This is a genomic window from Vogesella oryzagri (assembly GCF_040148885.1).
GTDB classification, from domain to species: domain Bacteria; phylum Pseudomonadota; class Gammaproteobacteria; order Burkholderiales; family Chromobacteriaceae; genus Vogesella; species Vogesella oryzagri.
Window position 1 is genome coordinate 300,785 of the sequence record NZ_JBEFLD010000006.1, and the last position, 12,384, is coordinate 313,168.

Sequence of the window (12,384 nt, forward strand, 5' to 3'; positions counted from 1 at the left end):
GTGCTTTCTCAACACAAGCATTTAAGAACCGGCCTACGATCTACTGCGCGTCGTGAAACGTTGTACGGTGAGTACGTCTTCCGGATGCGCATTTACTATTTGTAAATTCCGCTTCCTCAGCCATTTTCACCCTGTCTCACCCTAGCTCGCGAGATCGTAAACACGTTCTAACGAATGGCCGCCATTGTAGGCGTTTTAGTCGCCGCTCTCCAGCAAGGCCAGCAGCCCGGCCTCGTCCAGCACCGCCACGCCCAGCTCCACAGCCTTGTCCAACTTGCTGCCGGCCTCGGCGCCGGCCACCACGTAGTGGGTCTTCTTCGATACGCTGCCGGACACCTTGCCGCCAGCGGCCTCGATCAGCGCCCGGGCCTGGTCGCGGCCCATAGTGGGCAGCGTGCCGGTGAGCACGAAGGTCTTGCCAGCCACGGCGGCGTTTTCGGCGCTCGCCTCCGCCGGCGGTGCCGCCGCCAGGATGCCCTCACAGTAAGCGGCGATGGCTTGCAGCTGGGCACGGTGGTCAGGCTCATCCAGCCAGTCGGCCAGCGCGTTGACCACCTCGGCCGGCAGATCAAGCTGGATCACCGCCACGCGCGGTAGTGCGGCCAACGTTGCCAGTTCGCCTTGCTGCGCCGCCAGCTGCTGCGCGCGCACCTCGGTGAGCCGCGGCACGTTCAGCCGCGCGTAAAGGTTGGCCGCAGCCAGCTTGTCGCGCAACTGCGCCTTGGGCGCATGCTCGTCCACAGGCGCCACGCCAGCGGCCAGCAGCGCGTCGATCACCCGCTCGTTCTGCGCTTCGGCAAAGAATTCGGCGATGGCATCGGCCACCACGCCGCCGATGTCCGGCAGCGCCGCCAGCACCGCACGCGGCGCGCGGTGCACGTTGTGCAGCGTACCCAGCCAGTCGGCCAGGGTCTTGGCGGTGGATTCGCCGACGTGGCGGATGCCCAGCGCGAACAGCAAGCGCGCCAGTGGCGGGGTCTTGCTGGCAGCAATGGCATCAATCAGGTTTTCCGCCCACTTGGTGGCGACCTTGCCCGCCTTGACGGTTTCCGGGGTGATGCCTTCCTGCTCGTCGGCACGACGCTTCATCTGCAGCAGATCATCCAGCGTCAGCCGGTACAGGTCGGCCACGCTCTTCACGTAGTCAAACTCCACCAGCTTGTCGATATAGCGTTCGCCCAGACCGTCGATATCCATCATGCGCCGGCCGGCAAAATGCTGGATCGCCTGCGTGCGTTGCGCCTTGCACACCAATCCGCCGGAGCAGCGCGCAATCGCCTCGCCCTCCTCGCGCACCACGTGGCTGCCGCACACCGGGCAGGCGCTTGGCAGGCGGTAGGCCGGGTACATCGGTTCTTCGCTACTGCTGAACAGGTCACCGCCGGACGTTGGCCGCATCGGGCGCTGGTCCAGCACCACCGACACCACCTCCGGAATCACGTCACCGGCGCGGCGCACGATGACGGTGTCGCCGACGCGCACATCCTTGCGCCGCACTTCGTCCTCGTTGTGCAAGGTGGCGTTGGTCACCGTAACGCCACCGACGAACACCGGCTGCAGCCGCGCCACCGGGGTGATGGCGCCGGTGCGGCCAACCTGTTCCTCGATGGCCTCCACCCAGGTCAACGCCTCCTCGGCCGGAAACTTGTGCGCAATCGCCCAGCGCGGCGCGCGCGATACGAAACCCAGCCGTGCCTGCAGTGCGCGGCTGTTCACCTTGTACACCACGCCGTCGATCTCGAATGGCAGCGCGGCGCGCTGCGCCAGCACGCCTTCGTAGTAAGCGGCCAGACCAGTTGCCCCCTGCACCACCGGGCGCAGTTCGGCCGCCACCACAGGGAAGCCCAGTGCTGCCAGCCAGTCCATCTCGCCGGCGTGAGTGGCCGGCCAGTCGGTGCCTTCCACCTGGGCAATGGCATAAGCAAAGAACGACAGCCGGCGCTGCGCGGTGATTTTGGAGTCCAGCTGCCGCAGGCTGCCGGCGGCGGCATTGCGCGGGTTGGCGAATGTCTTGTCGCCACGTTCGCGCTGCGCGTCATTTAGGCGCTCAAAATCGCGTTTCAGCATCAGCACCTCGCCGCGCACTTCCAGCAGCGCGGGCACGTTGGCCGCATGCAGCTGCAGTGGCACCGAGCGCACGGTGCGGATATTGGCGGTGACGTTTTCACCGCTGGCGCCGTCGCCACGGGTGGCGGCTTGCACCAGTACACCGTCGCGGTACAGCAGGCTCACGGCCAGGCCGTCGAACTTGGGCTCGGTGGCGTACTCGACCTTGGCCGCCGCCAGATCCTTGCCCACCCGCTCGTCGAAGGCGACCAACTCGGCATGGCGGCTGGTGAAATCGTCCTGCTGCAAATCGGAAAAGGCATTGGACAGTGACAGCATCGGCACGCTGTGCACCACGCTGTCAAAGGCCGGCAGTGGTGCGCCACCGACGCGATGGGTCGGCGAAAAATGGGTCCACAGCTCTGGAAATTCGTGCTCCAGCTGTTGCAGCTCGCGGAACAGGCGGTCGTACTCGGCATCCGGCACCGTCGGCGCGTCCTGCACGTAGTACTCGTGGTTGTAGCGCTCCAGCTGTGCGGCCAACTCGCGGGCGCGGGCTTCGATCTCGGGGGTAGGCATGGTCATGGATGGGCCCCAAATGCAGCACGCCGGCTGCGCCGGCGTGTCGATGGTGAATGGTCTGGACAGCTCAGGCAAACAGCCGCAATGCAGCAACGCTGCCCGGGGCGATGCCGCGGTCGTCCATATTGCCGTAGATGCGGATCAGCTGTTCACGGATGTGGGCGATGCCCTGGTCGCTCAGTTCGCGGCGGTTGTCGTCCATCAGCCGGGCATTGAATTCCTGCCCCAGATGGCGGGCAAACTGCATGGCTCGGTCGAACACCGCCACGCCGCCGGCCACACGCGGCACGTCGAACAGCAGCGTCAGCGCCGGGAAATTCTTGTCCAGCAACGTGTGCATGGTGAATGGCGTCTGGTCGGCGGAGGCCAGCGAGAACAGGGTGTTGCCTGAGTCCGACAGGTAATGGAACTGGCCATCCGGCTCCAGCTGCAGCCCGGCGGCCTCGGCCACGCTGCGCAGGCGCGCACCGGGGATCGGCGAGGTCGGCACGATGCTGATGCCGATCAGTACGTCGACATCGACACAGAAGCGATCCAGCTCGCGCGCCGCCACCAGCTTCTGCTGGCGCTGCGGGAAGCTGACATGAGCGCCCTGCTGCTCGGCATAGTGGCCAACCTGCTGACAGAAACTGGCCAGCTCCTGCTCGGTCACCGCACCACCGCGGTCTACCAGCTGCAGGCCGAAATTTACCTGCTTGTATGGCGTGCCCGGCATGATCTCGGCCGGCTTCCACAGCCCGCGGTCGGTACGCAGCAGCACCTGCACCCGCTTGGCAACATTGAAACGCGGCAGGCTGCTGAGTGTATGCGGCTGCGGAAACACCACTTCGGCGATGAAATCCAGCGACGGGTCCAGCAGCGACACCACTAGCGCCTGGTGATCGGCGCTGTCCAGCTCGGCCAGCGGCGTCTCTTCCACGGCAGCGGCAGGCTCCGGCTCGTAACGGCTGATGGTCGGCGGCGGTGCCTGGTCGTTCAGGTAGGCCGGCGTGTCATCGTCCTCGTCCAGCAATACCGGCTCCAGCCGCTCCTGGCGACCATCGCGGACATTGTTCTTGGGCACGTCCAGCAGCGCGTCGGCGTGGTGTGCAAAGGCCTGGCGCGTTTTCTTGCGAAAGCGCCACTCCTGGTAAAAATTGAGGCCGTATACCAGCGCGATTACCAACGCGCCGAGCAACAGCAATCCGATTTGTATTTCGCTCATTGAGCTTTATCCACAGCGGCAGCCAGTCTATAGGACAGCATTATAACAAATGCCGGCGGGGGCACGCGGGCCGAAGCGGGCCGCAATGCCTGTTTTTTATTCACTTTCCTGCAAGTTGAAGCGTACCGGTTGTTCGATGTCGGCGACAACCACCTTGCCCGCTTCCAGTTGCGGCAAGAAGCGCCACTGCCACACTACCGCCATGGCAGCCTTGTCCAGACGGCGAAAGCCGCTGGAGCGCAGCAGCTGCACATTGCTCACCGTCCCCTGCTCATCCACCGTCAAGCGCAGCCACACGACACCGGCCTCATTCAATTCTCGCGACAGCGGCGGATACGCCGGCCGTGGCGCCGAGACCAGCCGCGCCTTGCGCATGTCACCGGCCGGCGGCGCGCCATGTTGCGGCCCGCCCGCCGCACCTTCCGTCTGCGCCACAGGTGCCGACGGTGCTGCGGCGGCGGTCGGCGCGGTGCTAGCTGGCGCAGCCGGTTGTCGCGTGGACACTGCCCCGGCCACCACGGCCGGGCGCGATGGCTGCAACGGCGCCGGGGTTGGCCGCACCGCCTCGCGCGGCTGCACAGCCGCCCGCGCCGTCACCGGAGGCGCCCCGCCAGCGCGCCCCTTGGCCGCGCCACCGCTGGCGGCCGTTGCCAGCCGCAACTCCAGCACCAACGGCGCCGCCGGTGTCAGCGGCAGCCACAACGTCCGGGCCAGTGCCGCCAGCAGCAACGCATGCAGCAGCAGCGACAACAACAGGGCCAGCCGCATCGCTAGCCGGTTTCGCGCATTTTCAGCGCTTCCACGATGTCCACTGCCACGATGCGGCTGACACCCTGCTCCTGCATGGTCACCCCCACCAGCTGCTCGGCCATTTCCATGGTCAGGCGGTTATGGCTGATGTACAGGAACTGGGTGCTGGCGGCCATCTGTTTCACCAGATCGCAGAAGCGGCTGGTATTGGCATCGTCCAGCGGCGCATCCACCTCGTCCAGCAGGCAGAACGGCGCCGGGTTGAGGCTAAACAACGAGAACACCAGACTCATCGCGGTCAGCGCCTTCTCGCCGCCGGACAGCAGGTGGATGGTGCTGTTCTTCTTGCCCGGTGGCTGGGCGATGATCTGGATGCCGGCCGACAGCAGGTCGTCGCCGGTCAGCACCAGCTCGGCGCGACCGCCGCCGAACAGGGTGGGGAAAAACTCGCTCATCTTGGCGTTTACCGCCGCGTAGGTCTGCTGCAGCATGTCGCGGGTTTCGCCGTCGATCTTGGCAATCGCCTCTTCCAGCGTCGCCATCGCCTGCAGCAAGTCGTCGGTCTGGCTGGCCAAGTACTCGCCGCGCTTGCTGGCTTCCTCCAGCTCCTGCAGCGCTGCCAGGTTGACCGCACCCAAGCCCTCGATGGCGCGCGCCAGCCGCGCGATCTCCGCCGCCAGTGCATTCGGCTTCACACTGTCGTTCAAATGCGGCAGTAGCTCGGCTTCGTCAGCGCCGGCGGCCTGCAGTTCCTCGCCAAAGCGCTCCAGATTCAAGCGCGCTTCCTGATGCTTGAGCAGCCACTCCGAGCGCGCCTCGCGCAGCGCCGGCAGCGCCGCGCTGACTTCCTGCTGTTTTTGCGTGTACTGGCGCAGGGTTTCGGTCAGCGCATTCAGCGCGTCGCGGGCTGCGGCCAACCCTTGCTCGCGGGTTTCCCGCGTCGCCAGCGCTTCCTGCAGCGCATCGTCCGGCGCCGCCTCTTCCACCGTTTCGGCCTCGAAGGCCAGCGTTTCCAGTCGCTCCGCCAGCTGCAGATCGCGCTCTTCCTGCTCGCGCGCCCGGCGCTCCAGCTCGGCCACTTTCTGCTCGGCGGTCGCTTGCGCCAGGCGGATTTCATGCACCTGACGTTCGGCATCGCGGGTGCGGTTGCGCGCCAGCTCCAGCCCGGTTTCCGCATTCAACCGCGCCAGCCGTGCCTCTTCCAACGCGTCCTGCAATTCTTCCAGCTGCATGGCGTTTTCTTCCGCCTGCAGCTCGGCCTCGGCAATGGTGTCCTGCCCCAGCTGGCGCTCTTCCGCCAGCCGTGCCTGCTCAGCATGGATCGCCGCCAGTCGTGCCGCGCCTTGCCGCGCCGCCTGATCCAGCTTCACGTGCTCCAGCGTCAGCGCATTCAGCTCGCCTTCCAGCCGTGACAACGCGCCCTTCTGCGCACGCACCGCCTCGGCCAGCATGCCCAGCGTGGCCACCACACCGTCGCGGTGGCGCTGCAGCCCGGCGATTTCCGGCTCGATGCTCGCCAACCGGGCGGCAGCAGCATCGCGCGCCGCCTTGCGCGCCATCATGCCGTCGCCGCTAGCGGCGGCATGGAAGCTGACGCTGCTGCGACTGATGCGATGCCCCTGCGGCGTGATCCAGCACTCGCCGGCGGCCAGCTCGCCACGACGGGCGATGGCTTGCGCCAGCGAATCGGCGCAGTAAACGCCGGCCAGCCAGTCCGCCAGCGCGGCATCGAACGGCGCCGCCACCTGCAGCTGCGCCACCAGTCGCGTGCGGCCAACGTTGGCCGCAGGCAACACCGCCCTGGCATCCACCACGGTCAGCGGCGCCGGCGGCATGGCGTCCGGCAACAGCGCGGCGCGGGCCGCCAGTCGCTCGGCCAGCATGGCTTCCACCGCCACCCGCCACTGTTCGTCCACCTGCAGGCTCTGCCACAGCGTCGGCACCTCGGCCAGTTGCTGCGCCTGCAACCAGCCGGCCAGCTGCTCGCCGGCCGCCTCGCGCGCCAGCACCGCGTCCAGCGCCGCCACTTCGGCTTCGGCGCGGGCGGCATCGGCGCCCAGTTGTGCCAGTTGTTTATCCAGTTGTTCGCGCTCGGCGGTCAGGTCCGCCTGCTTGGCTTCGTCGGCGGCCAAGCGTGCGCGCACCGCCTCCAGTGCCGCCTGTGCGCTGGCCACCTGCTCATGCGCGGCGTGCAGCGCGGCGGCGTCCGGCAGGTTCAGATCCGCCAGTTCGCGGCGCAAGGCGTCTTCCCGCCCCGCCAGTTGTTCGATGCTGCGGCGCAGGTGCTCGCCCTGCTGTCGCGCCAGATCGCGCTCGCGCGTCAGGTTGGCAATCTGTGCCGTCATTTGCGCCAGCCGCTGATCGGCAACGCGGAATGCGGCCTCGGCGGCAGGCAGGCTGTCGGCGCCGTCTTCCAGCCCCATCTGCGCTTCTTCCATGCGCAGCTGCGCTTCTTCGCGCCGCGGCAGCCAGTCATCCAGCTCCGCCGCCACCTGCGCCTTGTGCTCGGCCAGTTGCTGCCGTTCGCTACGGGCACTGTTCAGCTCACGCGCCAGCCGTTCGCTGCTTTGCAGCCGGTGACGCTGCTGTTCTTCCAGTCGCGCCAGCGTGGCATTGGCCTCGAACAGCGCCTGCTGCGCCTCGTGCACGGCATCGCTGGCGGCGTAGTGCGTCTCGCGCACGGTTTCCAGCTCGGTTTCCAGGTGGGTGTGAGCGGCCTCCAGCGCGGCTTCTTCGGTTTCGATGCGCGCCAGTTCGCCACGCGCGGCAGCCTCCTGGCGCGCGGCTTCTTCGCGCCGCGCCAGCGCTAGTAGGTTCTGCTTGAAGGTCAGCGCGCCGCGCATGTCCTGGTAGTTGGCTGCCACCTCGGCCTGCTCGGTGAGCTTCTCCACCTGCCGCGTCAGTTCCAGCTTGAGATCCTCGATGCGGGTGAGGTTGTCGCGGGTGTCGGCTAGGCGGTTTTCGGTTTCGCGGCGGCGCTCCTTGTAGCGCGACACGCCGGCGGCTTCTTCCAGGTAGGCGCGCAGCTCTTCCGGCCGCGCCTCGATGATGCGCGAGATCATGCCCTGCTCGATCACCGCGTAGCCGCGCGCGCCGACGCCGGTCCCCAGGAACAGGTCGGTAATATCGCGACGACGCACCTGCTGGTTGTTGATGTAGTAGCTGGATTCGCCCTGCCGCGTCAGCACACGCTTGATCGCCACTTCGCTGTACTGCCCCCACGGGCCCAGCAGCTGGTCGTCGGCATTATCGAAAACCAGCTCCACCGACGCGCGCGACACCGGCTTGCGGCTGGAGGAGCCATTGAAGATCACGTCCTGCATCGACTCGCCACGCAGCTGCTTGGCGGAGGATTCGCCCAGCACCCAGCGCACGGCGTCGATCACGTTGGACTTGCCGCAACCGTTGGGGCCGATCACTGCCACCAGCTGGCCGGGCACGGCGATACTGGTGGGGTCGACAAAGGATTTGAAGCCGGCAAGCTTGATATGGGTGAGGCGCAAGGCGTGATCCGCGTAAAGGTTGATTCAGCCGGGCATTTTAGCAAGCCCGTCGCCCGCTGCGGCCAACCTTTGCAGCGCAACGCCGCGATGTTGCTTTGCCGGCCATGACATTGGTTGCCATAATGCAGCCATGGATACGCTCTCTCTTGCCAATCATTTCCTCATCGCCATGCCCGACATGGCGGACCCGCTGTTTGCCAAAAGCATCGTGTATGTCTGCGAGCACGGCGAACAGGGCTCCATGGGGGTCATCATCAACAAGCCGTCCGGCATCGTTGCAGCGCAGCTGCTGGAGCAGATCGACCTGCCGCTGCCGGAAGGCGAAGCCAGCACCTGGCCGGTATTTTTCGGCGGCCCGGTGCAGCCGGATCGCGGCTTCGTGCTGCACAACCCGATCGGCAACTGGCAATCCACGCTCACCATTACCGACCACCTGGCGCTGACCACCTCCAAGGACATTCTGGCGGCGGTATCGGAAGGCAAGGGTCCGGACAAGCTGCTGTTGAGTCTGGGCTATTCCGGCTGGGAAAAAGGCCAGCTGGAAGAAGAGATCGCCAACAATGGCTGGCTGACGGTACCGGCGGAAGAATGGGTGCTGTTCGACACCCCGGTGGAAGAGCGCTACAACTGCGCCATCAAGCTGCTGGGCTTCGATCCGGCGCTGCTGACCAATGTGTCCGGCCATGCATAAGGGCACGGTGCTGGGTTTTGACTTCGGCGAGAAGCGCATCGGCGTGGCGCTGGGCGAGCCGGAGGTCGGCATCGCCACGCCACTGGACACCATCAACAGCGAAGTGAACGAGGTGCGCTTCGCCGCCATTGGCAAGCTGGTCAGCGAATGGCGCGTCACCGGCTTCGTGGTGGGCCTGCCCACCCACATGGATGGCAGCGAGCATCAGCTCACCGCGCTGTCGCGCAAGTTTGCCCAGCGCCTGAAGGGGCGCTTCGAGCTGCCGGTATGGCTGGTGGACGAGCGCCTGACCTCGGCGATTGCCGAAGGGCTGCTGGAAGATGCCGGCGTCTACGGCCGGCGGCAGAAGGAAATGCTGGATCAGGTGGCGGCACAGGCCATCCTGATGGGCTGGTTCGAGCAGCCGGGTGAGCCGATTGCCTGATACGGCCGGCCCGCCCGCCTGGCTGGAGCAGGCTCTGCGCGCAGATACCTTGCGCTGGCAGTACCTGCAACAGGTGCGGCAGCAACTAGGGAGCGGCTTCTGGCCGGCAGCCGGCTTTGTCCGCAACCTGGTCTGGGACCAACAACACGGTTACCGGCAGGCCACGCCGCTACAGGACATCGACGTCATCTATCTGGATGCCGATTGCACTGAACCCTACTACGAACAGCACTATCAACACCAACTGCACGCCAGGTTGGCTGCCGCCTGGCAGGTACGCAACCAGGCGCGCATGGCACAACAACACGGCCATCCCCCTTATCGGAGTTGTGCAGAAGCCATTGGCTACTGGCCGGAAACGGCCACCTGCTACGCCGTCCGGGTGGACGAGCATGACCAGTTGCACTGGCTGGCCCCGCTGGGATGGGCGCCGCTATTTGCCCGCCAGATCCAGCGCAACCCGGCCTTCAGCGGCGACGATGCCTCCTGGCAACGGCGCCTGCAACGCAAGAACTGGCGTCAACGTTGGCCGCAACTGCAACTCGAACCGAACAACCAATAAAAACAGGCGGATTGCTCCGCCTGTTTTTATTGGGGCGGCCGCTTACTTGCGCACGCCCTTTTTCTTTTCTTCGCGCTCCAGTCGTGCGTCTTCTTTTTGTGCTGCACGCAGCACCTCGTGTTCTTTAGCGGCTTTTTCCCACGCCGCCCACTCTTCCGGCAGTTCCAGCGAGATACGGCCGATGTTGCCGTCACGGAAATCGGTGAGCACGATCTCGGACGCCTTCTGGATATTGATGCGCCCGCCCGGCAACACCGCCCCCCGCTTCTTGCCGATCAGCTCCAGCACCTGCCAGTCCTGCAGCCCGTCGATATCGCCGATCTTGTAGCGCGCATCCAGCTCGGTCGGGTAACGCTTCATCAGATACAGCAGCAATTCCAGCACGACTTCCTCTTCATCCAGCGCATTGCGGCCAACGGCGCCACTGGCGGCCAGGTTGTAGCCACCTTGCGGCACGATGATCTTCGGCCACAGCATGCCGGGGGTGTCGAACAGTTCGATGTCGTCGGCCAGCATGATGCGCTGCTGCCCCTTGGTGATCCCCGGCTCGTTGCCGGTCTTGGCGATGCGTCGCCCCATCAGACTGTTGATCAGCGTGGATTTACCGACGTTGGGAATACCGCAAATCACCACCCGCAGCGGTTTTTCGACGCCGCCACGGCCTGGCGCCAGCTCGCGACAGGCAGCCACCAGTTTCTGCGCCGGCGCCGCATCAGAGGCATCCAGCCCCAGTGCCTGGGTACCCGGCTGGTTGCGATACCATTTCAGCCATTGCTCGGTCACGCGGGCATCCGCCAGATCCTGCTTGTTCAGCACCTTCAGCGCCGGCTTGCCGCGCGCCAGGCGGGCAATCATCGGATTGGCACTGGAGCCCGGCAGGCGGGCGTCGAGCATTTCAATTACCACATCGATACCGCCAAGGCGCTCTTCCAGCTCCTTCTTGGCTTTGTTCATGTGGCCAGGAAACCATTGAATGGCCATTGGCTATCGCTTTCTGAGTGGATCGAGCAGATAGCTCAATCCGTTGTGATCCAGTTCATGCATCAGCGCCAGCAGGCGGCCGATTTCTCCGGGCGGAAAACCCTCGCGGGCGAACCAGTTGAGGTAATGCCCCGGCAGGTCGGCAATCACCCGCCCTTTGTACTTGCCATAGGGCATGGTGCGCGTCAGCAGCATGCCCAACTGTTCGGTATCCATGGCACGTCCAATCAGGAAGAAGGCGCGCATTGTGCCAAAAAATCATCTACTTGGCAGCAATTGTCACAGCGACTTGCCGTCGTTGAAGGCAAGATACCCCTTCACCACCCGGTAAATGCTCCACACCCAGACGCCAAACATCAGCACCGCCCCCAAGCCAAACAGGAAGAACAGTGGCGCGGAAATCACGTAGCCAGCCAACGCCCACCAAAAGGTGCGTATCTGCCAGCGAAAGTGACTTTCCCAGCGCGTGCCCCGGGCATCGTCCAGCTTCACGTAGTTGATGATCACCGCCACGATTGCCGTCACTCCCACCAGCAGACTGCATGCCTGCAGGATGTAGACCACCTGGGTCAATGTGCGAATCGAGTCTTCTTCGCGCGGCACACGCTCGATATAACCATCACGCATAACACCGTCCTTTTTATATCAAGACAAAACAGCTTGTAAGCGCGCCAGATGCGCAGCCAGGTCGTGGCGTAACTGCAAGGATTGCGCCACCGGCGAGACCAACTTGGCTTGGCTTGGCGAGCGGCCAGTAGCCGCTACCACGCAGTCACCACTGCTAGCAACGGCAAATGACTGCAACGAAACAAGCTCCAGTCCTAGGCGCTGCGCAATGGTACGCAAGCTGCGGTTAATAGTATCCATCAGCGCCAACTCACCCACTCCAAGTACCAAATGCTCCAACTGGAATACCGCCACTCGTGCAGCCAACCAGTCAGCCGCCGAAGGTGAGCCGCCGCTGGCGGCAATGTAGGCCAAGGTGCGTACTTCTGGAAACAGCGACTCTATAACACAGGGCAATTGCCGCTGCTGCCATTGAGACAATAACGGCAGCAACTTATCCGCAGAACAACCGGACAAGTGCTCGACATCACAAAAAATATTCAGACTAACGGCAGGCAAAGTTGCAGGCAGAGCGCCCGACCAGATACGGCTGCTTTCCATCATGTTTGCTCCTGGAGCCATAACCGGGAAATCAGCCACTACAGATAGACCAATGCCGCCAGTTACGGCGGCATTGTTGGAAAATTCTGTGAATTCAGTCCACAAGGTTTCCTGGCGCCGCCAGAGAGGAGCGGTAGCCATAATAATACGCAACGGAAACAATGCGGCTGAACGTAGTCATGCGTCCATCTTCGCTAATTCTGCCCTATTCGTCAACCGCACAAATCGACAATCACACGCCACTCCAGCTACCCGGCAAAACAGAAGTCAAGGTTGCGCTATGTAGCAGTATGCCAATACTAATAGCAAAGCCCGCATCAGCGGGCTTTATGTTTGGTCGGGTACGTTGCGGCCCACGTTGGCCGCAGCAGGCGTGTCAGGGACCGGGGTGAGGCGGCGGTCCGGGTGGGGCCTGCCTCACCCACGCACCAAAGCACAAAGCCCAGCTTGATCTCTCAAGCTGGGCTGTTTGTG

At 64.5% G+C, this 12,384-nt stretch carries 11 protein-coding genes; 3 read left to right on the forward strand and 8 right to left on the reverse strand.

Translation table 11 applies throughout. The features are described 5' to 3' along the window. Positions 1-195 precede the first annotated feature (195 nt). From ligA to smc, 4 genes are all read right to left on the reverse strand, one after another. Positions 196-2,625 (reverse strand): NAD-dependent DNA ligase LigA, encoded by a 2,430-nt coding sequence (ligA, locus tag ABNW52_RS13415; protein WP_349588736.1) that lies wholly within the window; start codon positions 2,623-2,625, stop codon positions 196-198. Between the two features lie 70 nt (positions 2,626-2,695). Next, positions 2,696-3,832: a cell division protein ZipA C-terminal FtsZ-binding domain-containing protein gene (locus ABNW52_RS13420; protein WP_349588707.1), complete on the reverse strand. Its 1,137-nt coding sequence runs from the start codon at positions 3,830-3,832 to the stop codon at positions 2,696-2,698. A 96-nt stretch (positions 3,833-3,928) separates the two neighbouring features. Next, positions 3,929-4,600 (reverse strand): energy transducer TonB, encoded by a 672-nt coding sequence (locus ABNW52_RS13425; RefSeq protein WP_349588709.1) that lies wholly within the window; start codon positions 4,598-4,600, stop codon positions 3,929-3,931. 2 nt (positions 4,601-4,602) lie between these two features. Continuing rightward, positions 4,603-8,022, reverse strand: a complete 3,420-nt coding sequence (gene smc / locus ABNW52_RS13430; protein ID WP_417891473.1) for a chromosome segregation protein SMC — start codon at positions 8,020-8,022, stop codon at positions 4,603-4,605. Positions 8,023-8,215: 193 nt separating this feature from the next. Here smc and ABNW52_RS13435 point away from each other — a divergent pair, with 193 nt between their 5' ends. From ABNW52_RS13435 to ABNW52_RS13445, 3 genes are read left to right on the forward strand one after another with little or no spacing between them, the layout of a single operon-like run. Further along, positions 8,216-8,776 carry a YqgE/AlgH family protein gene (locus ABNW52_RS13435; RefSeq protein WP_349588714.1) on the forward strand — a complete coding sequence of 187 codons (561 nt, stop codon included), beginning with the start codon at positions 8,216-8,218 and terminating at the stop codon, positions 8,774-8,776. After that, positions 8,769-9,200 carry a Holliday junction resolvase RuvX gene (gene ruvX, locus ABNW52_RS13440; protein ID WP_349588716.1) on the forward strand — a complete coding sequence of 144 codons (432 nt, stop codon included), beginning with the start codon at positions 8,769-8,771 and terminating at the stop codon, positions 9,198-9,200. Before ABNW52_RS13435 ends, ruvX begins: the two co-directional genes overlap by 8 nt. After that, the gene (locus ABNW52_RS13445) at positions 9,184-9,762 is read left to right on the forward strand and encodes a nucleotidyltransferase family protein (protein WP_349588719.1); all 579 of its coding nucleotides are present in this window, start codon (positions 9,184-9,186) and stop codon (positions 9,760-9,762) included. Before ruvX ends, ABNW52_RS13445 begins: the two co-directional genes overlap by 17 nt. Positions 9,763-9,804: 42 nt before the next feature. On the opposite strand, the gene ylqF is transcribed toward ABNW52_RS13445, so the two are convergent. From ylqF to ABNW52_RS13465, 4 genes are all read right to left on the reverse strand, one after another. Next, a complete protein-coding gene (gene ylqF, locus ABNW52_RS13450) occupies positions 9,805-10,743 on the reverse strand; it encodes a ribosome biogenesis GTPase YlqF (protein ID WP_349588722.1) in 939 nt (312 codons plus the stop codon). Between the two features lie 3 nt (positions 10,744-10,746). After that, positions 10,747-10,959, reverse strand: a complete 213-nt coding sequence (locus ABNW52_RS13455) for a DUF3820 family protein (protein WP_349588725.1) — start codon at positions 10,957-10,959, stop codon at positions 10,747-10,749. Positions 10,960-11,022: 63 nt separating this feature from the next. Then, complete coding sequence (locus ABNW52_RS13460; protein WP_349588728.1) at positions 11,023-11,370, reverse strand: DUF4870 family protein; 348 nt, start codon at positions 11,368-11,370, stop codon at positions 11,023-11,025. Positions 11,371-11,388: 18 nt separating this feature from the next. Continuing rightward, complete coding sequence (locus ABNW52_RS13465) at positions 11,389-12,015, reverse strand: hypothetical protein (protein ID WP_349588731.1); 627 nt, start codon at positions 12,013-12,015, stop codon at positions 11,389-11,391. Between the last annotated feature and the right edge of the window lie 369 nt (positions 12,016-12,384).